The following is a 25000-nucleotide window of genomic DNA, read 5'->3' as shown; positions in this document are numbered from 1 at the left end:
CCCACTTTTTTACAATTATTTAAACTCATATTTCCTTTATACTATAAATATAGAAAAACTAAAGGAGCAATATGAAAACGAGTTTAATTCTTGGAATGACTTTATTGACAGTTTCATTATATGCAAGTGAAACAATGTACAGTAGCAGTGTAAAAAACCTATATGAAGCTTCAGATAGCAATGCTGTTAAAGGTAGACTTTTACCCACATCAGAAGTTAAAGTGGTAGAAAAAAATTCAGATAAATCTAAAATAGAAATTGAAGGGTTTATGAAAGCTGGAGTATCTAATGCCATTTACTTTACAAAGGGGAAAAGAATTTTAGTTGCTGGACTTAGTAAAAAAGGAAAGTTTGATATAAAAAAACTTTCATCAAGTAAAGATGAAAATGGTGTAGAGTGGGATAAAGTAGTTTTAACTGCATATACAAAAAATGAAAATCTAACTAAAGATTTAAAACCCCTATATGATAAAGCAGAAGATTTATTTAAAAATAACTGTTCTATCTGTCATCCTATTCATCCTGTAAGTGAGTTTACAGCTAACCAATGGCCAAGTATGTTTAAAGCGATGGTGAATAGAACTGCTATTCCAAAAAAAGAAAGATATTTAGTAACACAATATTTGCAAAAACATGCAAAAGATATGAAAGGTGAATAATATGAAAAATATTGATCAAAAAAGAAGAGGGTTTTTAAAAGTTGCTGCATTATTTAGTACGGTTCCATTTATTGATGCAATTACAAAAAGAGGTGAATTACTTGCAGGTACAATTGCAAAATTTTCTTCAAAACTAGTTGTAAATGGTGAAGTATTAACAGCCGCTCACTGGGGTATGTTAAAGTTAACTATAAAAAATGGGAAAGTGGTAAAATCTGAACCTTATCAAAAAACTTCAGATATTAAAAATTCATTACAATATTATACTCAAGATTTAGTATATGCAGATGATAGAATAAAATATCCAATGGTAAGAAAATCTTATTTAGAAAATCCAGATAGTCCTAAACCTGAATTAAGAGGTAATGATGAATGGGTTAGAGTTCCATATGAAAAAGCAATAAAATTAATAGCAAAAGAGCTTAAAAAAACAAGAAAAGAGAAAGGTGCCCAGGGGGTTTTTGCCGGAAGTTATGGTTGGAAAAGTAGTGGTAGTATCCACAACTGTAGAGTTTTATTACATAGATTTATGACTGCAACAGGTGGATTTACTGGTACTGTTGGTGATTATTCAACTGGTGCATCGCAAGTAATTATGCCACATGTATTGGGTACACTTGAAGTGTATGAACAACAAACTTCATGGCCTGTGGTATTAGAAAGTTCAAAAGTTATAGTAATTTGGGGTGCAAATCCACTTGCAACTTTAAAAATTGCATGGACTTCAACTGATGAAAATGGATTTAAATATTTTGAAGAGTTAAAAAAATCTGGTAAAAAAATCATTTGTATTGATCCATATAAAACAGAAACTTGTGAATACCTAGATGCACAATGGGTTGCACCAAATCCAAATACAGACGTTGCAATGATGATGGGTATGGTACATACACTATTAGAAGCAAAAAAATATGATGCAGACTTTTTAGCTGATTATACTGAAGGTTTTGATAAATTCAAAGAGTATTTATACGGAAAAGAAGATGGTATTGTAAAAAGTGCTAAATGGGCATCTAAAATTTGTGGAGTTGATGAAAAAACTATTAATTCATTGGCTAATCTATTCTATGATAATAGAACTATGTTTATGTCTGGATGGGGAATGCAAAGAGCTCATCATGGGGAACAACCTCACTGGATGTTAGTAACTCTTGCTTCTGTTATTGGACAAATCGGACTTCCTGGTGGTGGATTTGGATTATCTTACCATTATTCAAATGGTGGAGTTCCTACTGCAAAAAGTGCAATTATTGGTGGTATCACAGCAAACGTAACTCCTACAAAAGATGAAGGTGGTGCAGCATGGCTAAGAAATGCAGCTAAATACTCTTTTCCTGTTGCAAGAATTGCTGATGCACTTTTAAATCCAGGGAAAACAATTGATTTTAATGGTAAAAAAGTTACTTATCCAGAGATTGATTTTATCTATTGGGTAGGTGGAAATCCATTAGTTCATCATCAAGATACAAATACCTTATTAAAAGCTTGGAGAGTACCAAGAACTGTTGTTGTTAATGAAGCATTCTGGACACCAACTGCAAGAATGGCAGATATTGTAATGCCAACAACTACTTCATATGAAAGAAATGATATTACTGCAACAGGTGATTACTCAAACTTAAATATTGTTCCTATGAAACAAGCAGTTAAGAAACAATTTGAATCAAGAGATGATTATCAAATCTTTAGTGACTTATCAAAAGAGTTTGGTGTATTTGAAAAATATACTCAAAATAAAACTGAAATGCAATGGATAGAAGAGTTTTATACAAAAGCTTATAATCAAGCACAAAAAATGAAATTACCAATGCCAACATTTAGAGAGTTTTGGAGTAAAAATCAACCAATAACTTTTGATGTTCCATATGAAAATACACAATTTGTAAGATATGCTGACTTTAGAGAAGATCCAATTTTAAATCCACTTGGAACACCATCTGGAAGAATAGAGATCTATTCTAAAACAATAGAAAAAATGAATTATGAACATTGTAAAGCACACCCAACTTGGTTAGAACCAGCTGAATGGGTAGGTATGGAAGAAAAACCTGCAGAGTTTGCATTAATCTCTCCACACCCTAGTCATAGACTGCACTCTCAGCTTAATAATACAAGTTTAAGAGAAAAATATGCAGTTGCAGACAGAGAGCCAATTTGGATTAATACTCAAGATGCAAAAGCAAAAGGTATCAAATCTGGTGATGTGGTAAGAGTATTTAATGATAGAGGTGAAATCTTAACAGGTGCAGTTGTAACTGATGGATTAAAACCTGGAATTGTAAGAGTTCAAGAGGGTGCTTGGTATGATCCTTTAGAAAAAGGTAAAATTGGAACACTTTGTAAAAATGGTTCTGCAAACCTTTTAACTAAAGATATTCCAACATCGGAACTTGCTATGGGAAATAGTTCTAATACAGCTTTAGTAAATATTGAAAAATATACAAAAAAAGCCCCTGCCTTAACCATCTTTAAACAACCAAGTTAAAAAAAGAAAGGAGATTTTATCTCCTTTCCTTCCTTAAAGCTTAGGTTACTTTTGATAAAATCTGAAAAAACCTAAGGAAGTTAAAAATTGCTAGAAACTCTTGAGTCTTGTATAAACAAAAATATTGAAACAAAAACAGATGAGTTTAAAAGACTTTTTCATGGTAGAGGTGATTTCTATAAAGATTTAAACTTTTTGACGGTTGATTCTATAAATAACATTTTTTTTGCTTCTTTTTATAAAGAAAATAAAGATGAAAATCAAATAATCGAGTTATTAAAAAATATAGCCATATTAAATGGTTACTCTACTTTTATTGTTCAAAGAAGATATGATAAAAACTGTTTTTTTAAAGTTGTTTTTGGAGAAGTGAAAGAGAAAAAATTTCTTGTTGAAAACTCACTAAAGTATTTAATAAATTTCAAAAATCAAAATATTGGTATTTTCCCCGATATGAAAATAGGTAGAGAATATATAAAAGATATTTCAAAAAATAAAAATGTATTAAATCTTTTTTCTTATACTTGTGCATTTTCTGTATGTGCAGTTACAGGTGGTGCTAAGCAAGTAGTTAATGTTGATATGTCAAAAGGTGCTTTATCAATTGGAAGAGAAAATCATCATATCAATAGTTTAGATACAAAAAAGGTTAAATTTTTACCTTTAAATATTTTAAAATCATGGAGCAGGATAAAAAAGTTTGCACCTTATGATGTGATAGTTATTGACCCACCATCTTTTCAAAAGGGAAGCTTTGCAGCAACTAAAGATTATGAGAAGATAATTAGAAGATTATATGAATTAGCAAGTGATGATTGTATTGTATTGTCTTGTTTAAATGCACCAGAATTAAATTGTGATTTTATAAAAGATCTATTTATAAAAAATGCACCAGAATTTAAATATATAAAAAGACTTGATAATTTAGATACTTTTTTAAGCAGTGATGAAAATAAGAGTTTAAAAAATATGATATTTAAAAGAGAGATTAATGGTTGATCCAAAAATTTGTCCCTTTTGTAAAAAAGAGAATGGTTGTGAAGCTGATATCCCAAATAACGATTGTTGGTGTAATCATATTAAAGTGCCGCTTGAATTAAGAGAATTGATACCTCATAAACTTAAGATGAAGGCATGTATTTGTAGAAATTGTGTAATACTTTTTAAAAAAGATAAAGAATTATTTTTAAAAAAATACTCTAAGTTAACTTGAATAAAGTTTTTAAATTTTCTTTTTTAGCTAATTATTATTAAAACTTAATAAAATCGCGAATTATTTTATATTGTAGGATGGTAAATGATTGAGAAAAATCGTTGGTTGATGGCACTAGCTGCAGTTGGTGTTCACATTTGTATTGGTTCTGTTTATGCTTGGAGTGTATATGTTAAACCTATCCAAGAACAGCTTTCTTGGAGTTTAACTGATGTAACTATCTCTTTTAGTATTGCAATATTTTTTTTAGGATTATCTGCTGCATTAATGGGAAAATTTGTGGAAAAAAATGGTCCAAGAGTATCTGCTTTAATAGCTGCATCACTTTTTGGTTTGGGAACAATTGGTTCAGGCCTTGCAATAATGATGGAATCAAAACTTCTTTTATACTTTTTTTACGGAGTATTAGGTGGTTGTGGATTAGGAATAGGGTATATCTCTCCTGTTTCTACTTTAGTTAGATGGTTTCCTGATAAAAGAGGTATGGCTACTGGATTGGCTATCATGGGATTTGGTTTTGCATCTGCTATATGGGGACCTACAATCAAAATCTTAATTGAAAAAGTTGGAATTGCAAGCACCTTTTTCATATTAGGTATCATCTATTTTGTGGTTATGTTTTTATCTGCTTTATATCTTCAAAAACCAGAAGAGGGATATATGCCTAAAAAGTTTAAGAAGAAAGTAGAAGAGGGTAAAAAGAAGATTAAAAAAGATTTATCAAATTTAACTCTTAAAGAAGCTATGAAAACACCTAGGTTTTATGGACTTTGGATTATGTTATTTATAAATATCACTTGTGGTATTGCAATTATTGGTGTTGCTTCACCTTTATTACAAGAGGTTGTAGGAATTTCAGCAATAGCAGCCGCAGCAGCTGTTGGATTGATGGGAGTATTTAATGGAGCAGGAAGAATTCTTTGGGCTTCAATCTCTGATATTATTACAAGACCAGCAGTATATGTAATCTTTTTTGCAACACAAATTATTGCATTTTATATGTTACCCTCAATCACAGAAATTGTAGTTTTTCAATTTGTTTTATATTTTATAATGACTTGTTATGGAGGAGGTTTTGCTTCAATTCCAGCATATATTGGTGATATATTTGGTACTAAAGAGTTAGGTGCTATTCATGGATATATTTTAACAGCTTGGGCTGCTGCAGGATTAGTTGGACCTTTAATCATCTCAATTGTGAAAGATATGACAGGAAGTTATGCTCAAACACTATATGTTTTTGCAGGATTTTTTATAATAGCTTTAATTGTATCAATTTTAATGATTTTTAATATTAGAAAAATAAAGAAAGAAAATATATAAAAGCTTGGCTTTTATATATTTCTAACATCAATAAAAGAACCACTTTCAAACTCATTGGCTCTGTTAATTACTTCATCTAATCTCATAGCTGCATCAAGAGGTTGTTGTATTTCCCCACTTTTTAATATTTTTGCAGATGTAAAAATTGAATCATCAACATCAAATCTTATAACATCAGTCATAGGCGTTTCTATAACTCCAGGAGCAACTGCCAGGATTTTTGTTTCTAACATCTCTTTGGAATATAAATTTATTAACATATTTAAAGTGGCTTTTGATAAAGAGTATGCTCCCCAGCCTTTTGAACCATTTTTAGAAGCACCAGACGATATGGCAATAATATTATTTACTTTTTGTTGTGATAATATATCAAGAATCTCTTTATTTGCAAACACATTTATATCTAAAGCTTTTTTTATATCATTTATAGATTGATATTTCATCTCTTTAATATCACCTAATATTCCAGCATTAAGATATACTATCTCTATTTCAGAGATAGTATCTATAAAAGGTGTAAGCTCAGTACTAATAGAATCTATTTTTGATAAATCAAACTCTTTGAAAATAAAGTTTTTATCATCTATATTTGGTTTATTTCTACTTATCCCATAAACTTTAAAGCCATTATCAAGATAGTATTGGGTTAGGGCTAAACCTAGACCAGAACTACATCCTGTAATAAGAACATTTTTTTTCATTATCGAATCTCCCAATTATATTTTTTATCATCTTTTATTTTTGAAAAGTAAAGTTTCCCAGAATCTCTCCAAGCATCTAAAATAATACTTTCATTAAATTTATTTCTATGTGTTGTAACAGCTATACTTGTATGTTCAAAGTATTGACCTGGACTAGAAACTATTTTTATAAGTTTAAATGTTTTATATTTTTTTTTATTTAAATATTTTAATAAATCATTAGCATAATGGTAACACAAACCTCTGTCTCTTATATCTAAGTTAATAAGTAAGTTATGAAAAAGTGCAGGTTTTACAACTTCATATTTTTGTGCTAAATATTTTGAATATGTTACAGCATTATAAGCTAAGCTATAGGCTTCTTCTTCATCAATATAATCATTTAAAGAGTTTATTTGTGTAGTAAGTTTTTCTATATTGGTTTTAGTTGTTTTATTAGCAACTATATTTGATGGAGTATTCTTTACACTACAACCTAAAAAAAATGTTAGAGTTATTATTAATATAATATAATGTTTCATTTATGACTATACTTTCCTTTAATATACATTATATTTTTATTTGTTTAAATTATACTTTACAAATAGCAATACTTTAGCTATAATCAGTAAACTAGGGATGTAAAGAAGAAAGTTTTAATAAATTGCAACATTTAAAAATAACAGAAGAAATAAAAAATTTAGACATATCAAATATTGAAGAAAATCTCTTTTTCTATAAATATTCATCAAAAAATATAAAACCACTTTTAAAATCAGGAACACATGATATATCAGTAGAAAATATCGCTGCATATAATAGTTTCAAAGGTGAAGTTTATGAAAATATAATTTATGAATTTTTATTAGATTATGCTTTAAAAAATGACTCAATTACACAATTTGTACTAAAAGGACCACATCAAAATAAAATTGACAAGTTTTATAAAACTGGTTTAATGATTGATAGAAGTTTACAAATTGTTTATAAATCAAATTATAAAGATATTAGTGAGTTTGATGCTTTATTTTTTACAGAAGATGCTTTATATTTTGTAGAGATGAGTACATCTAAAAAAACCGTAAGTTTAAATAAAAGATTAGATAAAAAATATGCACTCTTAAAAGTACTTTTTCCAAATATACATATAAGAGCATTGATTGTATTAACTGAAGGTACGGTAGGATTAAAAAGATTTCCCTCTTTTTGTACAATATGGATTACAAAAGATTTAGAAGATGATGAATTATTAAAAAAGTTAGTTTTTAATAGAAAAAAGAATGGTTTTGTAACAAAATATCAAGATAAAAAATTTATTGAAGCTTATACAATTGAGCATTCAAAGTTTATCTATTTTCAAACATTAGAATGGATATTAAAAAGGTGTAGAGTTAAAAATCAAAACCTTATTAATATAAACTTTTTTAAAAACAAAAAACTGTCTTTGTATTTTGATATTTATACAAAATTGTATATTGGATTTATGGATATTGATGAATTTTTATCATTAGTACCTTCTTATAATGATAATATAGAAAATATATTTATCACAATAGAGAAAATAAATTCAAAAGAGTTTGATATAGTTTATTATGTAAAAAATCAAAATGGAAAACTAAGACGAGTTAGATTTACTAAAAAAGAACTATCTGTAAAAGAAAAAGAACTTGATGGATTTACAAATGCTGAAGTTAGATTTATGAAATATTTAAAAGAGGAGAAATACTATTTAAATAAAAATCAAATTACAGCAATAAAAGAAAAAATAAAACTTTTAAAACCTTAATAGCTTTCTTGATTGTATAAAATTTTTTCTTGTATTTTATCTAAATTATAAATGTCATCTCTAAATTGTATTATCCCATTTTCATCAACCCACGAAGTTAAATATACAACATGAACAGGTATTTTAGTATCCAATTCAATATCAACTCTATTTTTTTCTTTTAATATCTCTTCTGATTTATCTAAGTCTATTTTTGTTTCTTCTTGAGCTATAACTTTTAGTAACTCTTTTGGTTTAGATAGTCTGATACAACCATGAGAAAATGCTCTATTGGTTTCACTAAATAGATATTTATATGGAGTATCATGCAGATATACAGAATATTTATTTGGGAACAAAAACTTAATTCTACCAAGAGGATTTTTATCTCCTGGAATTTGTATAAATCTCATAGGTGCATACTCATCATCTGCCATAATATCATTATCTAAAAATATACTCCAATCTATACCATTCATGTCATAAATTGTAGAATCATGATCCCAATTTTCATGAATATTTATATCCTCTTCTTGTAGATAATTAGGATTTTGAACCAAATTAGGGATAATCTCTTTTTGTACTATACTTTGTGGTATTCTCCAATAAGGGTTTAATATTATTTCTGACATTTTATGACTAAATATAGGAGTAGGATGTTTTTTATCTCCAACAACAACTTCCATCTCTAAAATTTTTTCATTGTTAGAATACATTTTCATAGTAAAATCTGCAATATTTACAATGATATATTTCTTTCCTAAATCTCTTGGCATCCATCTCATTCTTTCAAGATTAATTCTCATAGTATTAATTTGTTTTTGAATAGGTTTGTTTAGTACACTAATAGTATTTTTACCTACAATTCCATCTGCAACTAAACCATTATGCTTTTGAAATTTTTTTATATTTAAATATAGTGCTTCATCAAATAGCTCTTCACAGTCATTTTCTGGATTAGGATTTAATATTGTAGTAGAAGTGTTTTTATCTATTTTTATAACTTCTAGGTTTTCATCATTTTTACAATCAAAATTAATATTTATATAGTTGTCTTCTTGTAGCCTTTTTTTAAGAAGAGTAATCTCTGGATAATAGTTTCCTTTTTTTAATGTTCTTTTCAAGTTTGGGACTTTTGTATAACCTCCATTTTCTAATAATTCTTCAAGTTGAATGATTCTATTTGCTAAAACCTTTGCTTGAGGGAAGGTGTAATTTACTTTTGAAATTGCAATATTGATATCATCAAATTTTACAGCTTCATATAAAAGTCTTCTGATATTTTTTCTTGCAAAATATTTTTCCCAATAATATATTATCTCTTCTTCTTGTTTTATTTTTTCAAGTTCTTCTTGAAATCTCTCCCAATCTATAGCACCTCTTGATAATAATAACATATATTTGTGATATATGGATATTAGTTTATTATCTAATTTTATTAGATTTTCACTTGATGGATTTGACTCTGTTTCATTTAACTGTTTATCTATATTTTTTATATCAAAATACAATTCTAATTGAGGTTTTAAAACTTGGTCGTTTTTTATTTCATTTATTAATGTATATGCCATTGGTTTTATACTAAATTGACTTATAAAAAATGGTTTATAATTGTGATTTTTGTAATATTTTTTTAGAAGATAATTACTAAGAAATAATTGATTTTTTTGTTTTAGTAATTTTTTTAGTGTAACTTTTTGAATATTTTCAGTTTTTATTCTTTCTTCAAAATCAACTTTTACTAGATTTGTATCTACAATCTCATCTGCATTAATAAGAACAAATGTAAAAAATAAAATAAAAACTTTATGCATATACCAATAATCCTAATTTTTTATGATTATATAAAAAAATGGTAACAATTAGATAAAAAATATCTATTAAATGTAAAAAATATGTAAAAAGCTTAAACAAAGATTAAAATTAAGCAAAAATTAAGAAATGTATTAATACAATTAGTTAATAAAATTAGAAAGGAATTACTATGAGTACGGTAAATACAGAAAATTATTACAATGCCTACCAAGCTAGTGATTTGATTAACAAAGAATCTTCTGATGATAATTCTAAAAATAAAAGTATTTTAGATGAAAATAAAGAAGTTGCAGAAAATAAAATACATAGTTCTGCAGTTCAAGTTTCAATATCAATGGAAAGTTTAAAAATGTATCTAAACATAAAAAGTGCAGAGTTTAACCAAACAAATACTAATGCACAAAATTCACTGTTAAATATTATTAATAACAGTGATATATATGACTTTTTATCTGGTAAAGATTTAGAAAATGGTTTTAGTCTATCTTCTATTGGATATGAAGGAAAACCAATTACTGAACTGAATCCAGAAGAAGCAAAAAAACTAGTTGAAGATGATGGTTTTTTTAGTGTTAATGAAACATCTGATAGGGTAAGTTCATTTGTAATTGGCTTAGCTGGAAATGATATTGAAGCATTAAAAGAAGCTAGATCTGGAGTTGTAAAAGGTTTCGAAGAAGCAGAAAAAATGTGGGGAGGACAACTTCCTGATATATCATACAAAACACAAGAACGTACTTTAAGTTTAATTGATGAAAAAATTGCTGAATTATCACAAACAGACTTAGAGAAAAAAGTAGAAGAAGATAAGTAAATCTTCTCTACTTTCTTATATTTATCTTTATTTTAACTTAATCTATCATAATAAATAGTATATATTTATACATAACTATACATTTTATATACAGCTCATATCCATATATACAGTTTTACTTTATATTCTATTAAGTAAAGATTGTACATAATAGATGGTGTAAAATTACATATTAAGTGTAAAAAAATTTAAATGGAGTTGCAAATTAATTCTAAAAAAAATAAAAAATTAATTGTTAAAAATGTTTTTAAAGTTTTTGGAGATGAACCTAAAAAAGCTTTAAAAATGTTAGATAGTGGAAAAAGCAAAGATGAAATCTTTAAAAAAACTGGTATGACTATAGGTGTTCAAGATGCCAGTTTTGAAATATATGAAGGTGAAATCTTTGTAATTATGGGACTTTCTGGTTCAGGAAAGTCAACATTAGTTAGGTTACTGAACCGTCTTATTGAACCAACTTCTGGTAAAATCTACATTGATGAAACAGATGTTACAAATCTAAGTGATAAAGAACTTATTGATATAAGAAGAAAAAAAATATCAATGGTTTTTCAATCCTTTGCTTTAATGCCCCATATGAACATTTTAGATAATGTTTCATTTGGCTTAGAATTAAGTGGGGTAGATAAAAATACTAGATATGAAGCTGCTCAAGCTGCGTTAGAGCAAGTTGGACTAAAACATCATGGCTTATCTTATCCAGATGAATTAAGTGGTGGTATGCAACAAAGAGTTGGTCTTGCAAGAGCGCTTGCAAATAATCCTGATATTATGCTTATGGATGAAGCTTTTTCAGCTTTAGATCCACTTATTAGAACAGAGATGCAAGATGAACTTTTAGAGTTACAAAGTAATTCAAAAAGGACAATTGTATTTATTTCCCATGATTTAGACGAAGCAATTAGAATAGGCGATAGAATAGCTATTATGCAAAATGGAGAGATATCTCAAATAGGAACACCAGAAGATATTATTAATAATCCTGCTAACGATTATATTAGGTCTTTCTTTAAAGGTGTTGATGTGACATCTGTTCTAAATGCTTCACATATTGCAAAAAAAGTTCGTTCTACAATTATAAATAAAGAGGGAACTGGTGTGAAAACTGCACTTCAATATATCTCAGATTTTGATGATGATTATGCATATTTTGTTGAAAAAAGTGGTAAATATATTGGATTGTTAACTTTAGATTCTTTAAAAGAACAAAAAAAGTTAGGTGGATCAATTCATGATGCAATTATTGATGAAAAACCTATAAATGAGAATTTACAAATTTCTGAATTTATTACAGATATTGCAGAACATCTATATCCTACTGCAGTTGTTGACGATAAAGGTAAGTATAAAGGTACTATTTCTAAAAGTAGATTGTTAAAAGTTTTTGATGAAGGAGTAGAATATGAGTAGTGATCCATGGGGAAATGCTTCCACTGCACAAGAGAATAAAGAATCATCTGTAGATTGGACAACTACTCCTACAGATAATGTAACTGATACAAGTAGTTTTGATATTTTACATCCTTTTGATGAATCAATAATACCTTTCGATGATTGGACAAACAATGGAATTGATTGGCTTGTGGCTAATTTTAGGGATTTTTTTCTTTTTACAAAAACACCTATTGATATAGTTTTAAAATCTATAGAGAGTTTTTTACAATATCTATCACCTTATGTTGTTATTGCTTTTTTTGTTTTATTAGCTTTACAGTTTTCAACTAAAAAACTAGCCTTAGGTACATTTGTATCTTTTCTTATAATTGGGTTTATTGGAGCTTGGGAAGAGGCTATGATTACCCTTGCTTTAGTTGTAACTGCTGTTTTATTCTCCATTATAATTGGCTTGCCTTTGGGAATTTGGAGTGCAAAAAGTGATAGAGTTGATAAAGTTATAAGACCAATACTTGATGCTATGCAAACTACACCAGCTTTTGTGTATCTTATTCCTATAGTTATGTTGTTTGGTATTGGTAATGTTCCAGGTGTAATTGTAACAATTATATTTGCTTTACCCCCTTTAATTAGACTAACTAATCTTGGTATTAGACAAGTTCCTGAGGATTTGATTGAAGCTTCGAGATCATTTGGTGCTAGTTCAAAACAGATGTTATGGAGAGTTCAAATCCCTGTAGCTATGCCAACAATTATGGCAGGTATAAATCAAACTTTAATGTTAGCTCTTTCAATGGTAGTTATTGCCTCAATGATTGCTGTTGGTGGTTTAGGTCAGATGGTATTAAGGGGGATTGGAAGATTAGATATTGGTCTTGCAGCTGTTGGTGGATTAGGTATTGTTCTTTTAGCTGTAATTTTAGATAGATTAACTCAATCTATGGGACAAAAAGATAAATCACAAAAAATCAAATGGTATGAAAAAGGACCAGTTGGATTAATCTATAAAACATTTAAAAAGGAGAAATAATAATGTTAAATAAAAAAATTATTGTTGGTGCATTGGCATCATTAGTTGTATCGACGTCACTTTTTGCTACAAAAGTTACTGCAATTAAAACTTCAATTGCAGAAGAATCATTTCAAATGAAAATAGTGGTTAATATACTTGAAAAAATGGGGTATGAAGTAGAAACTACAAATGATGTATCTTATGATATTGCTTATCAAACAATTGCTAATAATGTAAAAAGCGATGATGTGTATTTTATGGCAGCAAATTGGGATCCCTTACATGATGGAAAAATTACTGCTTTAGGAAAAGAAAAATTTGCAAAATTTTCACCTTATATTTCAGGGTGTGCCCAAGGTTATCTAATAGATAAAAAAACAGCTGATAAGTATAATATTAAATATATTAATGACCTAAAAGACCCAAAAATTGCAAAACTGTTTGATTTAAATGATGATGGAAAAGCAGATTTAGCAGGTTGTACTGCTGGTTGGGGATGTGAAAAAGTTATTGAGTATCAATTAGATGCTTTTGATTTAAGAGATACAATTGAACATAATCAAGGTGAATATTCAGCTTTAATTGCAGATACAATTGCTAATTATAAAACAGGGAAACCAATTTTATATTATACTTGGACTCCATATTGGGTAAGTGGGAAATTAGTTCCTGGTAAAGATGTAGTATTTTTACAAGTTACACATTCAGCTAACCCAAATCAAGCCTCTACAAAATTATCAAATGGAGCAGATTATGGATTTGCAGTAAACTCACAACAAATAGTTTCAAATCCTAGTGTAAGGAAATATAAAGATATTTCAAAACTTTTTGATATTGTAAAACTAGATGTAAATGATGTAAGTGGTCAAAATATGCTTATGGCAAATGGTCAGAAAAAAGAAAAAGATATTGATAGACATGTTAAGATGTGGATTGAAAAAAATAAAGCAAAAGTTGATGCTTGGATAAAAGAAGCAAAAGCTGCTAAATAGATTTAAGAAGAGATACTCTCTTCTTAAATTTAAACTTATTTACCTTTAATAAGTTTATTATGGAGTGTTTTTAAAGCAGCATCAGCAATATTTTGTGATACTCCAATGTGAAACGATATTTTTGAAGGACTCATATCAAACATCTCAAATGTGATATTATTGTCTTTAAGAGCTGTTATGGCATCTACTAGGGCAAAAGCATTCTCTTTTAAACCAATACCTACTAGAGTAATTATAGATAGGTTATATGTAACTGTGATTCTATTTGTTTTTAATCTTTTTTCAATTTGTCTTCTTAAATTGTTGATATTTCCTTTTAAGTCTTCTTGATCAACTAATATAGCAATATCATCTTTATCTGTTGGATAATGGTAAGTATTTACATGGTATTCTTCAAAAATTCTCAATAATTCAGCAGTAAAACCAATCTCATCCCTAACATATTTTTTTGTATATGAATAGAAGCCATATTATCAAGTTTAGCAATTCCAACTAAATCTTCCATTGGAACTCTTTCATTTAAAATCATTGTACCTTTATTTGAAGGATTATTTGTATTTCTGATATTAATTGGTATTTTGCTTTTTTTACAATTTAACATTGCATTAAAATGAAATACATTGAAACCTTTTGAACTTAATAATCTAATCTCTTTAAAAGTAAGTCTAGGTATAACATTTGCATCATTTATAATACGTGGATCAACTTCATATACACCATTTGTGTCGGTCCAATTTTCATATAAATCAGCATCAAGTGCATAAGCTATCTCTCCACCTGTTAAGTCCGAACCACCTCGACTCATCACTGCAATTTCATTGTTTTTTGTTACTCCATAAAAACCAGGGATTATATACACTTCATCATCTTTAAATGAAAAATTAGTTTCTATATTTTTATATGTTTCATTTTCAATTTGTCCATCACAAAAATTTTCATTTAGTATAAATTTAAAATCTTCTGGAAGTTTTAATTTAGTGTTTAATCCACTTATTTTAAAATATTCGTTAATAATTTTTGCATTATAGTGTTCACCTCTTGATAATAAAAAGGCTTCTTTTTTAACTCCTGATAAATTTTTTTTATCTAAATCAGCTTTTAAATCTTTCAATATACCAGTTTTTTCTATTTTTAAATCATCACAAAGTTTTTTAAATTTATTAATAATAACATCATAACTTTGTTTTGGAGTAATTTGAATCTTTTGTTCAAAAAAATGGATTCCATTCGTTGCTAGATTTAAAAGGTGATCTGTAATCTTTTCATCATAAGTTTCATCTCTTCCTGGAGCTGATACTACTATAACCCTTCTTTTTTTATCTTCTTTTACAATATTAAAAACTTTTTTAATCTGGGACGAGTCTTTAACTGAACTACCTCCAAATTTACAAACTTTAATATCCATTATTTTTCCTTTTATTTTTTTTGAATGCTTTTGATTTTTAATTGATTTATAACTCTTAAGTTTTATATGTAGATTTTTTTAAAAAGTTTGTCATTCTTATATATATACATCTCTTTACTGTTTATTGCAATTTTATCTATAACATGTACATCTATTTTTTTTCTATTTTTAAAAAAAAGTTCAGATGTTTTTTTTGCAATTTTAGTTGAAGAGTCATCACTTAATTCTAAAATAAGTGAATTATCATTTAAAACAACCTTTTGATTAATAATTTTGAATCTTCTAAAAGAGTGGATATATTTGATAAACTCAAATTTATCCTCTCTAGTAGTTAATAAATAATTAGCTATATAAATATACTTCATATTCTAATCTTCTAAAGGATATACTCCATTTTCATCATGGTTCTCTGTTCCTTTAATAGGAGGATTAAATACACAAATAAGTCTCATGTCTTCAGTTCCCCCATATAAATTGTGATCATCATGTTCATTTAGTGCATACATTACACCATCATAAATCTCGTGAACTTCTCCAGTTTTTAGATCCTCTATTTTCCCATTACCTGCTACGCAATATACTGCTTCTAGATGGTTTTGGTAGTGAATGTGTGTTTTTGTATTTGCTTTAATAATTGTTTCATGGAATGAAAATCCCATATTGTCATCTTTTAAAAGCATTCTTCTACTTACCCATTGACCTTCATGTGCATGAACCTCTTTTTCACTATTTATAATATTTTTTATATCTCGTACTATCATTTTTAAAATTCCTCTGTTAGTTTTTCTTTTTTATCTTTTAATAATTTTTCAATAGCTTTTTCAAATCTATTTAACCCTTCAATCAATGTATCTTCATCTATAATTAATGGTGGTAAGAATTTAACAATTTGATCTTCACTCCCACAAGTTTCAACAATTAATTTTTCCTCAAATGAGTATTGAGATATATCTGAAGCTATTGAGTTATCACCTTTTATATCAAATCCATAGGCTAATCCTCTACCTCTAACTTCTACTTCTAATTCATCACTGAATTTTTGTGCAATCTCTTCAAGTCTATTTTTTAATATTTTCTCTTTATATTTTACGGCATTTGTTAAATCATCATTATTCCAATATTGTTCAATTGCAACTTTTGCAGCAACAAAAGCTAAGTTATTACCTCTAAAAGTACCTGTATGTTCACCTGGCTTCCATTGGTCTAAGTCTGATTTTAATAGTACAATAGCCATTGGAAGACCCCCTCCAATAGATTTTGAAATTGTTACAATATCTGGATTTATTCCTGCAAATTCGAATGAGAAGAATTCTCCACTTCTACCATTTCCAACTTGAATATCATCAATAATTAGTAAAATATCATACTCTCTACAAATTGATTCAAGCTCTTGAAGCCACTCTTTTGAAGCCACATTTATTCCACCTTCACCTTGTATAGTTTCAACTATTACCGCAGCTGGAATATCAAGACCACTACTACTATCTTCTAAAAATTTTCTAAAGAAGGTCATAGTATTCATATCTCCAAAATATCCATCAAAAGGCATGAAACTAGCATTTGTTCTACTTATATAACTTTCATCTCTATAATCATTATTTCCTGTTACAGAAGATGAACCTTGAGTTAATCCGTGGAAACCATTTGTAAAAGATACAACATTACTTCTACCCTTTACTAGTCTTGCAAGTTTAAGGGCAGTCTCAACTGCATTTGTACCTGTTGGTCCTGTAAATTGTACTTTATAATCTAAGTTTCTAGGAACCAAGATTGTGTCATTAAAAGTTTGAAGGAAATCTTTTTTAGCAGTTGTTGCCATATCTAAACCATGAACAACTCCATCTTTTTTAATATAATCTATTAATGCTTCTTGAATATGTTCATTATTATGTCCATAGTTTAAAGTACCAGCTCCTGCAAAAAAGTCTATATACTCTTCACCTTGTTCATTTGTTAATATAGCACCTTTAGAAGTCTCAAATATAGTAGGGAAACTTCTAATATATCCTCTTACTTCAGACTCTAAATTTTCAAATATTCTCATTTATTTTTCCTTTTGTTTTTTAATTGGGCCAATCTCATATAGTGTTTCTTCTTCATGAGCATCAATAAAGTCTTCTTTTTTGAAAAACTTTTTACTTTTCATTTTTGTATTTAGCTTATTTGCAAGTTTTTCAAACATTCTTATTGAAGATTTGTTATCTGGTGAAACTGTAGTATGAATATAGTTAACTTCACTATTTACTTTTCTTTTTAGAGTATTAGTGATTAGTTTGTTTGCTAATCCTAAACCTCTAAAATTTTCATCTATAGCAACTTGCCAAATGAAAAGTGCATTTTCATTGTTAGGAATCTTATATCCAGATACAAAGCCTACAACTTTATCATCACAAAGTGCTATTGAACAACACTCTTTAAAATGGGTAGACTGTAATAAATATAGGTATTCAGAGTTTAAATCTAAATTACCACAACTCTTAACTAGCTGAAAGATTTTTTTTGAAAACTCTTTTTTTGGTTTTCTAATATATATCTTTTTTTCAGACAAAATTAATCCTTTTTACATTTTTTATGTAAATATGTTACATTTTGATTGTAATAAATTTACATATCTTGTGTAGAAATATAACGTAATAAACTTCAATAAAGCTTAAAGTGGTTGTAACTATTTTGTAATAATTGTGTTAAAAAGATGTACATAGACGTGCACGTAGTACGCTTAGTTAAGTTTATGAGAATTTTTAAAATTTATAAGTTTTAGATTAGTAGTTAAGTTTATAGGTAAGAATTTAAATCTTACCTACAGTTTTATAATTATATTATTTGATAGCCTCTGTGTCTAACAGTATTAATAAAGTTTTCTTCAAAAGTATTTTGAATACCTTTTCTTATGATATTGATATTTACTTCAACAACATTTCTAACAACCCACTCAGGATCATCCCATAAAACATCTAGAAGTTCTTCTTTTGAAATAGCAGACCTATGTCTGTTTTTTATTAGGTATTCCAATATGCTAAAAGGTTTTCCATTAATAACAAGTTTATTATTCTTGTTATCTGAAATAGAACGTTCCTCTTTATTTATTAGATATTTATCTTTGAAAATATATTGATTTTCAAAATTTTCTCTATGGATTGATTTCATCTTTGCAAGAAGTAAATCGTTTGAAATAGAGCCCTTAAGTACATCAATTGCACCTTTTTTTAGTAGTTCTAATTCTTCTTTCTTACTTATTTCATCTACTAAGAAAATCACTGCTGTTTGACGAGGATTAACATATTTAAGTATTTGTTTAAGATACTTAGTGTTATTGTGTTTTACTAATATTATATTGTAATATCTAACTTCACTGTGATATATTGCATCATCAATTTCTGATACATCATCACAAATGTAAAGTTCATTTTCAATAATATAATCTAAAACTTCTTTGTTAATATTTAATGATAAAAGACGCATTTATTATTAAAACCCTTTATACTGAGAATTTAAATCAAGTTAGAGGAATAAATTCAACACCTAAAAGTGTAAAATTTACGTAAATGATGTATACTTATATCATAAAATTCTTATAAAAATCTTAGTTTAAGCTATTTTATACATTTAATTAATAAAAAATTTATTATAATTACGAAAAAAAAAGGAATGACTTGGCTTTATTAGATAACAATAAAGATGTTTTACCATTAAGTAGCATAGCAGAACTACTTACTGCTAAAGTTAGAACACTAAAAATGTATGAAGACAAAGGACTACTACCTCAAAAGAAAGAGGTAAAAAAACTATACTCTATTAATGATGTAAAAATTATATCTTTTGTACATTATTTGGCAAGTGTGAAAAAGATAAATGCTAATGGTATAAAATATATTACTGAGATGTTAGAAAGTAATATGGATGAAAAAAATAGAAAAGAGTTTTTGGATATAGTTGAAAAAAGAATGGAAAAACTATCTGGAGTAGAAGTTAAAGATGTAGAAGTTATCTAGTAACTTCTATATCTTATTTATTATGTCCCTTTTGATTTTTTCTTTGAATTAATTTATCAAAATTTTCCCCACCAACATTGTATGCTTCTCCAAATCCAAATATAGCTTCTCCATAATATGGTGAAAACTCAAAAAAAGAAAAGTCTTTCATGGTTTTTAACATTTTCATTGTTGAACCGTGTTTTTCTTCAAATTGTTTTGCTAAGTTTTCAAACTCTTCATTGTCTCTTTGTAATTTTTCACTTTTACATTGTAAAACTACACGTTTTCTACCAAAAATATTATCACATAAAGATTCATCTTCAATAAAAAATAAAGAGGCTAGGGGATTTAATTCTAAATTCTGATAGTGTTTTGCCATTGAACTTATATATATGTAGTATTTGTTGTTATATTTTACAAATGGTGCATAGCTAGTAAAAGGAGCAGTATTTTCATCAAGTGTTGAAACAGTAAGACTTTTAAACTTATTAATATAATCTTCTAACATTTATATATCCTTTAATAAAATATATAATTGTACATAAATAAATATTTTTTTGATTAATTTTTTTTTGTTAAGTGATAAGTTTAAGTTGTGTAAAAAGTAGAGAAAAGAGATTTAATCTCTTTGTTTTAATCCTCTTTCTCTTCTTTTTGCTTTCATTTTATTTAATGCCAATCTTCTCATATCAGCTGTTGTATCAGATTCATCCATAATCTCTAAACCAAGAAGAGTTTCAATACAATCTTCTAATGTAATAATCCCTTCTGTTTGGTCATAATTATCAAGAACAATAAACATATGTTCCTTTTTCTGGATAAATTTATTTAAAGCTTTTCCTACTGGTATATTTTCATTTAGTGTAAACACTGGTTTCATAATTGATTCAAGTGTTGCACTACTATCTCTAATTGCTTGTTTGAAAAGTTTTTTTGTTAAAACGATACCAATGATATTATCAATTGTATCTTCATAAACTGGTACTCTTGAAAACTTAAAAGTTCTTTTATCATCAAGAATATCTTTTATAGTAGTATTTTTTTCAACAGCATACATTACAGATCTTGGAGTTAAAATATCTTTTATTTTAATCTCATGTAATGTTAGAGTATTTTCTATAATATCAGATTCTAAATCTCCAATAACACCTTCCTCTTCACTAAGTAGAGTTGTATGGATTAATTCTTCCCTTGATAAAGTTTCACTATTATCTTTACCTTTTATTTTTTTAGTAACAAATTGAGTTACTAAAATTATTGGATAAGTAATAAAAACACAAACTCTAATAATTCTTGCAGAGATTGGGGCTAACTCTTTCCAAAATACAGCTCCAATAGTTTTTGGAATAATTTCTGCAAAAAATAAAATTGCAAATGTTAATATGATTGAAACAACCATTACTAATGTTTTGTTACCTTCAAATACATTTTGGGCTTGAACACCAATTGCAGTAGCACCTAAAGTGTTTGCAATAGTATTTAATATAAGTATTGAAGCTATCGATTTATCAATATCTGTTTTTAAATCTTTAAGTAATTTACCAGTTAATGGTGTTTTCTCTTCAATTACAGATATATAAGTATAGTTTGTTGATAGAATAACAGATTCTAAAACGGAACATAAGAACGATGTGCCTATTACAATGATAAAAAGAAATATTAAAAATTCCATTTTTTACCCTTTTTATATAAACTGCACCTCTGGGAACTATCTTCCAATAAGACTCCTTTTTTAAAAATTAATAGCTAATAATAGCAAAAAATATATAAAAATTAATTTTTTTTTGACAAAATATTAAAAATTTTTGTATAATATTATTAAGAATCCTATAAGGAGGTTATTATGGAATATGGATTAATACCAACAATTAATCAATATGCTGAAAATAATGAGTTGTTGATACAACAAGTACAACCTTCTAATGAGATTGCAAAACTAAGTAATGGAAATGAAGCAAAACAGATAGCAAGAGATGCATTTTTAAAAGGTGTTAATGAAGTTTCAGAAACAGAATCTTCAAAAGTATCCAAAACAGAAGAGGTCTCTACTGCAAAAGTTTCGCAATATCAAGAAGTTGTATTAACTAATTTGAATTTTGGTTTTAATGATTCTTCAAGAGACTTTTATGTAAAAGCAGTTCGTGGAGAAGCTGAAAATCAATATCCAACAGATGATATGATGAGATTAAAAGCTTATTATATATCACAGGAACAAGCTTAAGTAGCTACTTCTGAATAAAGTTTTTACTTTTTTATTGTAGAGTTTATTTTCAGAAGTAGTTCTTTTGCTTCTATATATTTTTCTATATTTTCTAAATTAGCTACATTAAGATAATGCTCATATTTTTCAAATACTTTCCAAACTTTTTCATAACTTGTGGGTCTTTTTTTTATAAAAAATAGTGCTAAAGCTGTAGCACCATTTATTAGTCCTTGGATCGCTTTTTCTTCAGGTTTTAAACCCTTTTTTCTATAAAACTTCCAATCCTCTTCCAATACTTCATGGGCTTGGACATATTTTCCTTGTTTAACAATCTCAATAAACTCTTCAATTTTTGTCAAATTAGTTTATCTCTTTATCTAAATAGAAACCAGTATATGAAGCACTTTTTTTATGGTTTTTTGCTAATTGTTCTGGTGTTCCTTCATCAACAATTTTCCCACCTTTACTTCCACCTTCTGGTCCAATATCAATAACCCAATCAGAGTTTTTAATAATATCCAGATTATGTTCAATTACAAGTACTGAGTTTCCAACTTCAACAAGGTGATGTAATACTTTTGTTAATCTATCAACATCCGCAAAGTGAAGACCAGTTGTTGGTTCATCTAAGACATATAAAGTATTTCCTGTATCTTTTTTACTTAATTCTTTACTTAATTTAATTCTTTGAGCTTCACCACCTGAAAGTGTTACTGCATTTTGCCCTAGTGTAATATAGCCAAGTCCAACATCTGATAGAGTTTGAAGTTTAGCTTTTATTTTAGGTACTTTTGTAAAAAACTCTAAGGCTTCATCTACACTCATATTTAATACGTCAGAGATATTTTTACCCTTATACATGATTTCAAGAGTTTGTGCATTGTATCTTGTCCCTTGGCAATCATCACATTTAACCATAATATCTGGTAAGAAGTGCATCTCAATTTTTATTTCACCTTCACCTTGGCATTTTTCACATCTTCCACCTTTTACATTAAATGAGAATCTTCCAACTTTATAACCTCTTAGTTGTGCCTCTTTTGTTTTTGTAAAAAGTGTTCTAATCTCATCCATAAGCCCTGTATATGTAGCAGGATTACTTCTTGGTGTTCTTCCAATAGGACTTTGGTCTAGATATATAACTTTATCAAGTTTATCTAATCCTTCTATACTTACACCATCAACTTTTTTAACTCTTTTTGCATGATTTAAAAGCTCTTTAGCAACTGGTAAAAGTGTTTGTAAGATAAGTGAAGATTTTCCACTTCCTGAAACACCTGTGATTGATACTAGGTTTTTTAATGGAATTTTTACATCAAGGTTTTTAATATTGTTTATATTTACATTTTGAATCTCAATAAACTCTTCTTGAGGTCTATTATGTACATAATCAATTTTTTTCTCACCATTTACATATTTAGCTGTTAATGTTTTTGCTTTATGCATCTCTTCTAAAGTTCCTGCAAAAACAATTTCTCCACCATATTTACCAGCTTTTGGTCCAATATCAACTACAAAATCTGCTGCTTCAATAGTCTCTTTATCGTGTTCAACTACAATAACACTATTACCTTTTTCTTGTAAAGCTTTTAGAGTTTTAATTAGTTTATTAGTATCTCTTTCATGTAATCCAATTGATGGCTCATCTAACACATACATAACACCAGTTAGTCCAGAACCAATTTGTGAAGCAACACGGATTCTTTGAGCTTCTCCTCCACTGATTGTTCTTGCATCTCTTCCCAAAGTAATATATCCAAGACCAACATCATTTAAAAAAAAGATTCTCTCTTTTATCTCTTTTAGAATAGGTGCAGAAATCATCTTCTCTTGGTCATTAAAGTATTCAAAATTTTTTTCATCTTGAAAAAAGGCATGGGCTTCTTCTATTGGTTTATTAATTATATCTGATATTGTTTTTTGTGCTACAAATACACTTTGAGAAGAGGGCTTTAATCTATTTCCATTACAATCAGAGCATATTTTTTCTGTCATAAATTCTGCCATATCTTTTTCATCTTTTATCATGTCATAGGCAATTTTTACAATACCTTCCCACTTTCTTGTAAGCTTATGTCTTTTCCAAGTAAATTTAGCTTCTTCGATACCACCATGTAAAATCGATTTTTGTTGATGTTCTGGTAACTCTTTAAAAGGTATTGTTATATCTATTGAAGCTGCCTCACAATAGGCAATTAGCATCTTAAAATAATATCCCTTATTGAAACCATATATAATTTTAATGGCACCATCTTCAAGTGGTAACTCTTCATTTACAACTTTTTTCATATCTAAAGCATATCTAATTCCTAAACCATCACATGAAGGGCATGCTCCTTTTGGAGAGTTAAATGAGAAAGATAAAGGCTCAAGTGGTTCAAAAGATATTTTACAATCAAAACAAGCCATATGTTCAGAGTAATGGATATGTTTATCGCAACCAACCTCTTGATTGTTCATTACTTCAACTTCTAATTCACCAAAACTTTCTTTTAAACCTTTTTCAACATCTTGTGCTATTCTATCTCTATTTTCATCTTTTACAACAACTCTATCAATTACAACTTTAATTGTGTGCATTTGTGTTTTTGAAAGCTCAATATCCTCATCTAGTCTAACCATAACTCCATCAATCATGGCTCTTACGTAACCTTTTCCTCTTAGACTTTCAAGTAAGTCAGCGAAGGTTCCTTTTTTTCTATTTACTAATGGAGCTAAGATAACAATTTTAGAATTTTCAGGCAAAGATAATACTTGTTCGATAACATCAGAGGCACTCATTTGTGAGATTGGTTGTCCACATTTATGACAGTGTTGTTTCCCAACTCTTGCATATAAAAGTCTAAAATAATCATAAACTTCAGTAATAGTTCCAACTGTAGATCTTGGATTTTTTGAAGTAGTCTTTTGATCAATTGCAATTGCGGGAGTTAAACCTTCAATTCTTTCAACATCAGGTTTTCCAACTTTGTCTAAGAATTGTCTTGCATAAGCTGAAAGTGATTCTATATATCTTCTTTGTCCCTCTGCATATAAAGTATCAAAAGCTAGTGTTGATTTACCAGACCCTGATAGTCCAGTAAATACAACAAGTTTATTTTTTGGTATCTCTAAATTAATATTTTTTAAGTTATTTTCTTTTGCGTTATATATTTTGATTGTATCTTGCATAATATTCCATCTTCACTAAAATTAAAGGGTGCATTATACCAAATAAAAATGAAACTAAATATATATATAATATTAGTTTATAAATTTGTAGTGT

At 27.9% G+C, this 25000-nt stretch carries 26 protein-coding genes; 12 read left to right on the top strand and 14 right to left on the bottom strand.

Going from position 1 to position 25000, the window contains the following annotated elements:
• Positions 1-71: 71 nt before the first annotated feature.
• The 5 genes from ACKU4C_RS08520 (at position 72) to ACKU4C_RS08500 (ending at position 5680) form a co-directional block, all read left to right on the top strand.
• Positions 72-659, top strand: coding sequence for a cytochrome C (locus ACKU4C_RS08520; protein WP_321311401.1), 588 nt, complete (start codon positions 72-74; stop codon positions 657-659).
• 1 nt (position 660) lies between these two features.
• Positions 661-3144: a molybdopterin guanine dinucleotide-containing S/N-oxide reductase gene (locus tag ACKU4C_RS08515; protein WP_321311399.1), complete on the top strand. Its 2484-nt coding sequence runs from the start codon at positions 661-663 to the stop codon at positions 3142-3144.
• A gap of 87 nt (positions 3145-3231) precedes the next feature.
• Positions 3232-4143 (top strand): class I SAM-dependent methyltransferase, encoded by a 912-nt coding sequence (locus tag ACKU4C_RS08510; protein ID WP_321311397.1) that lies wholly within the window; start codon positions 3232-3234, stop codon positions 4141-4143.
• Positions 4136-4357, top strand: coding sequence for a cysteine-rich CWC family protein (locus tag ACKU4C_RS08505; RefSeq protein WP_321311395.1), 222 nt, complete (start codon positions 4136-4138; stop codon positions 4355-4357). Before ACKU4C_RS08510 ends, ACKU4C_RS08505 begins: the two co-directional genes overlap by 8 nt.
• A gap of 84 nt (positions 4358-4441) precedes the next feature.
• Entirely contained in the window at positions 4442-5680 is a 1239-nt protein-coding gene (locus tag ACKU4C_RS08500) for an OFA family MFS transporter (RefSeq protein ID WP_321311393.1), read from the top strand.
• 11 nt (positions 5681-5691) lie between these two features.
• Here the strand turns inward: ACKU4C_RS08500 and ACKU4C_RS08495 are convergent, their stop codons facing one another.
• Together ACKU4C_RS08495 and ACKU4C_RS08490 are read right to left on the bottom strand one after the other, a co-directional pair.
• A complete protein-coding gene (locus ACKU4C_RS08495) occupies positions 5692-6381 on the bottom strand; it encodes an SDR family NAD(P)-dependent oxidoreductase (protein ID WP_321311391.1) in 690 nt (229 codons plus the stop codon).
• Positions 6381-6902: a hypothetical protein gene (locus ACKU4C_RS08490; protein WP_321311389.1), complete on the bottom strand. Its 522-nt coding sequence runs from the start codon at positions 6900-6902 to the stop codon at positions 6381-6383. Before ACKU4C_RS08490 ends, ACKU4C_RS08495 begins: the two co-directional genes overlap by 1 nt.
• Positions 6903-7024: 122 nt before the next feature.
• On the opposite strand from ACKU4C_RS08490, the gene ACKU4C_RS08485 reads away from it, so the two are divergent.
• Positions 7025-8146, top strand: a complete 1122-nt coding sequence (locus ACKU4C_RS08485) for a hypothetical protein (RefSeq protein WP_321311387.1) — start codon at positions 7025-7027, stop codon at positions 8144-8146.
• Here ACKU4C_RS08485 and ACKU4C_RS08480 read toward each other — a convergent pair.
• Positions 8143-9939: a L,D-transpeptidase family protein gene (locus ACKU4C_RS08480; RefSeq protein ID WP_321311385.1), complete on the bottom strand. Its 1797-nt coding sequence runs from the start codon at positions 9937-9939 to the stop codon at positions 8143-8145. The two genes, ACKU4C_RS08485 and ACKU4C_RS08480, sit on opposite strands and share 4 nt — an antisense overlap.
• Positions 9940-10109: 170 nt before the next feature.
• Here ACKU4C_RS08480 and ACKU4C_RS08475 point away from each other — a divergent pair, with 170 nt between their 5' ends.
• The 4 genes from ACKU4C_RS08475 to proX all read left to right on the top strand — a co-directional run bounded on the left by ACKU4C_RS08475 (position 10110) and on the right by proX (position 14153).
• Positions 10110-10754 (top strand): hydrogenase-4 component G, encoded by a 645-nt coding sequence (locus tag ACKU4C_RS08475; protein ID WP_321311382.1) that lies wholly within the window; start codon positions 10110-10112, stop codon positions 10752-10754.
• A gap of 192 nt (positions 10755-10946) precedes the next feature.
• Positions 10947-12164: a glycine betaine/L-proline ABC transporter ATP-binding protein ProV gene (gene proV / locus ACKU4C_RS08470; protein ID WP_321311380.1), complete on the top strand. Its 1218-nt coding sequence runs from the start codon at positions 10947-10949 to the stop codon at positions 12162-12164.
• Positions 12157-13179 (top strand): glycine betaine/L-proline ABC transporter permease ProW, encoded by a 1023-nt coding sequence (gene proW / locus ACKU4C_RS08465; protein ID WP_321311377.1) that lies wholly within the window; start codon positions 12157-12159, stop codon positions 13177-13179. Before proV ends, proW begins: the two co-directional genes overlap by 8 nt.
• 2 nt (positions 13180-13181) lie before the next feature.
• Entirely contained in the window at positions 13182-14153 is a 972-nt protein-coding gene (proX, locus tag ACKU4C_RS08460; protein ID WP_321311374.1) for a glycine betaine/L-proline ABC transporter substrate-binding protein ProX, read from the top strand.
• Positions 14154-14188: 35 nt separating this feature from the next.
• Here the strand turns inward: proX and ACKU4C_RS08455 are convergent, their stop codons facing one another.
• The 7 genes from ACKU4C_RS08455 to ACKU4C_RS08425 form a co-directional block, all read right to left on the bottom strand.
• Positions 14189-14560: an ACT domain-containing protein gene (locus tag ACKU4C_RS08455; RefSeq protein WP_321311372.1), complete on the bottom strand. Its 372-nt coding sequence runs from the start codon at positions 14558-14560 to the stop codon at positions 14189-14191.
• On the bottom strand, positions 14557-15558 hold the full coding sequence (locus ACKU4C_RS08450; protein WP_321311371.1) for an aspartate kinase: 1002 nt from the start codon (positions 15556-15558) through the stop codon (positions 14557-14559). The genes ACKU4C_RS08455 and ACKU4C_RS08450 overlap by 4 nt, the downstream gene beginning before the upstream one ends.
• Positions 15559-15620: 62 nt before the next feature.
• Positions 15621-15923: a hypothetical protein gene (locus ACKU4C_RS08445; protein WP_321311369.1), complete on the bottom strand. Its 303-nt coding sequence runs from the start codon at positions 15921-15923 to the stop codon at positions 15621-15623.
• 3 nt (positions 15924-15926) lie between these two features.
• Positions 15927-16319: an ectoine synthase gene (locus tag ACKU4C_RS08440; RefSeq protein ID WP_321311367.1), complete on the bottom strand. Its 393-nt coding sequence runs from the start codon at positions 16317-16319 to the stop codon at positions 15927-15929.
• A 2-nt stretch (positions 16320-16321) separates the two neighbouring features.
• On the bottom strand, positions 16322-17602 hold the full coding sequence (ectB, locus tag ACKU4C_RS08435) for a diaminobutyrate--2-oxoglutarate transaminase (RefSeq protein WP_321311365.1): 1281 nt from the start codon (positions 17600-17602) through the stop codon (positions 16322-16324).
• Positions 17603-18106: a diaminobutyrate acetyltransferase gene (ectA, locus tag ACKU4C_RS08430; protein ID WP_321311363.1), complete on the bottom strand. Its 504-nt coding sequence runs from the start codon at positions 18104-18106 to the stop codon at positions 17603-17605. It lies immediately after the preceding gene.
• 266 nt (positions 18107-18372) lie between these two features.
• Positions 18373-19020 (bottom strand): winged helix-turn-helix domain-containing protein, encoded by a 648-nt coding sequence (locus ACKU4C_RS08425; RefSeq protein ID WP_321311361.1) that lies wholly within the window; start codon positions 19018-19020, stop codon positions 18373-18375.
• Positions 19021-19211: 191 nt separating this feature from the next.
• Between ACKU4C_RS08425 and ACKU4C_RS08420 the strand changes: the two genes are divergently transcribed.
• The gene (locus ACKU4C_RS08420) at positions 19212-19550 is read left to right on the top strand and encodes a MerR family transcriptional regulator (protein ID WP_321311360.1); all 339 of its coding nucleotides are present in this window, start codon (positions 19212-19214) and stop codon (positions 19548-19550) included.
• Between the two features lie 13 nt (positions 19551-19563).
• Here the strand turns inward: ACKU4C_RS08420 and ACKU4C_RS08415 are convergent, their stop codons facing one another.
• Both ACKU4C_RS08415 and ACKU4C_RS08410 read right to left on the bottom strand, forming a co-directional pair.
• Complete coding sequence (locus tag ACKU4C_RS08415; protein WP_321311357.1) at positions 19564-20040, bottom strand: pyridoxamine 5'-phosphate oxidase family protein; 477 nt, start codon at positions 20038-20040, stop codon at positions 19564-19566.
• 111 nt (positions 20041-20151) lie between these two features.
• Complete coding sequence (locus ACKU4C_RS08410; RefSeq protein ID WP_321311356.1) at positions 20152-21204, bottom strand: CNNM domain-containing protein; 1053 nt, start codon at positions 21202-21204, stop codon at positions 20152-20154.
• A gap of 171 nt (positions 21205-21375) precedes the next feature.
• On the opposite strand from ACKU4C_RS08410, the gene ACKU4C_RS08405 reads away from it, so the two are divergent.
• Complete coding sequence (locus tag ACKU4C_RS08405) at positions 21376-21753, top strand: hypothetical protein (protein WP_321311354.1); 378 nt, start codon at positions 21376-21378, stop codon at positions 21751-21753.
• 23 nt (positions 21754-21776) lie between these two features.
• On the opposite strand, the gene ACKU4C_RS08400 is transcribed toward ACKU4C_RS08405, so the two are convergent.
• Together ACKU4C_RS08400 and uvrA are read right to left on the bottom strand one after the other, a co-directional pair.
• A complete protein-coding gene (locus ACKU4C_RS08400) occupies positions 21777-22094 on the bottom strand; it encodes a DUF309 domain-containing protein (RefSeq protein WP_321311351.1) in 318 nt (105 codons plus the stop codon).
• Position 22095: 1 nt separating this feature from the next.
• Positions 22096-24906 carry an excinuclease ABC subunit UvrA gene (gene uvrA, locus ACKU4C_RS08395; RefSeq protein WP_321311349.1) on the bottom strand — a complete coding sequence of 937 codons (2811 nt, stop codon included), beginning with the start codon at positions 24904-24906 and terminating at the stop codon, positions 22096-22098.
• Positions 24907-25000: the final 94 nt, after the last annotated feature.

The sequence above is a fragment of the Halarcobacter sp. genome, from assembly GCF_963676935.1.
Lineage (GTDB): Bacteria > Campylobacterota > Campylobacteria > Campylobacterales > Arcobacteraceae > Halarcobacter.
This window is presented reverse-complemented; position numbering and strand designations above follow the sequence as displayed.

Bases quoted from the DNA above. Each gene is read 5' to 3' on its own strand.
- ACKU4C_RS08440 (WP_321311367.1), bottom strand. From the start codon at position 16,319: ATGATAGTACGAGATATAAAAAATATTATAAATAGTGAAAAAGAGGTT.
- ACKU4C_RS08405 (WP_321311354.1), top strand. From the start codon at position 21,376: ATGGAATATGGATTAATACCAACAATTAATCAATATGCTGAAAATAAT.
- ACKU4C_RS08480 (WP_321311385.1), bottom strand. From the start codon at position 9,939: ATGCATAAAGTTTTTATTTTATTTTTTACATTTGTTCTTATTAATGCA.
- ACKU4C_RS08425 (WP_321311361.1), bottom strand. From the start codon at position 19,020: ATGCGTCTTTTATCATTAAATATTAACAAAGAAGTTTTAGATTATATT.
- ACKU4C_RS08450 (WP_321311371.1), bottom strand. From the start codon at position 15,558: ATGGATATTAAAGTTTGTAAATTTGGAGGTAGTTCAGTTAAAGACTCG.
- ACKU4C_RS08520 (WP_321311401.1), top strand. From the start codon at position 72: ATGAAAACGAGTTTAATTCTTGGAATGACTTTATTGACAGTTTCATTA.
- proX (WP_321311374.1), top strand. From the start codon at position 13,182: ATGTTAAATAAAAAAATTATTGTTGGTGCATTGGCATCATTAGTTGTA.
- ACKU4C_RS08415 (WP_321311357.1), bottom strand. From the start codon at position 20,040: ATGTTAGAAGATTATATTAATAAGTTTAAAAGTCTTACTGTTTCAACA.
- ACKU4C_RS08445 (WP_321311369.1), bottom strand. From the start codon at position 15,923: ATGAAGTATATTTATATAGCTAATTATTTATTAACTACTAGAGAGGAT.
- ACKU4C_RS08500 (WP_321311393.1), top strand. From the start codon at position 4,442: ATGATTGAGAAAAATCGTTGGTTGATGGCACTAGCTGCAGTTGGTGTT.
- ACKU4C_RS08505 (WP_321311395.1), top strand. From the start codon at position 4,136: ATGGTTGATCCAAAAATTTGTCCCTTTTGTAAAAAAGAGAATGGTTGT.
- proV (WP_321311380.1), top strand. From the start codon at position 10,947: ATGGAGTTGCAAATTAATTCTAAAAAAAATAAAAAATTAATTGTTAAA.
- ACKU4C_RS08495 (WP_321311391.1), bottom strand. From the start codon at position 6,381: ATGAAAAAAAATGTTCTTATTACAGGATGTAGTTCTGGTCTAGGTTTA.
- ACKU4C_RS08475 (WP_321311382.1), top strand. From the start codon at position 10,110: ATGAGTACGGTAAATACAGAAAATTATTACAATGCCTACCAAGCTAGT.
- uvrA (WP_321311349.1), bottom strand. From the start codon at position 24,906: ATGCAAGATACAATCAAAATATATAACGCAAAAGAAAATAACTTAAAA.
- proW (WP_321311377.1), top strand. From the start codon at position 12,157: ATGAGTAGTGATCCATGGGGAAATGCTTCCACTGCACAAGAGAATAAA.
- ACKU4C_RS08410 (WP_321311356.1), bottom strand. From the start codon at position 21,204: ATGGAATTTTTAATATTTCTTTTTATCATTGTAATAGGCACATCGTTC.
- ACKU4C_RS08490 (WP_321311389.1), bottom strand. From the start codon at position 6,902: ATGAAACATTATATTATATTAATAATAACTCTAACATTTTTTTTAGGT.
- ACKU4C_RS08515 (WP_321311399.1), top strand. From the start codon at position 661: ATGAAAAATATTGATCAAAAAAGAAGAGGGTTTTTAAAAGTTGCTGCA.
- ectB (WP_321311365.1), bottom strand. From the start codon at position 17,602: ATGAGAATATTTGAAAATTTAGAGTCTGAAGTAAGAGGATATATTAGA.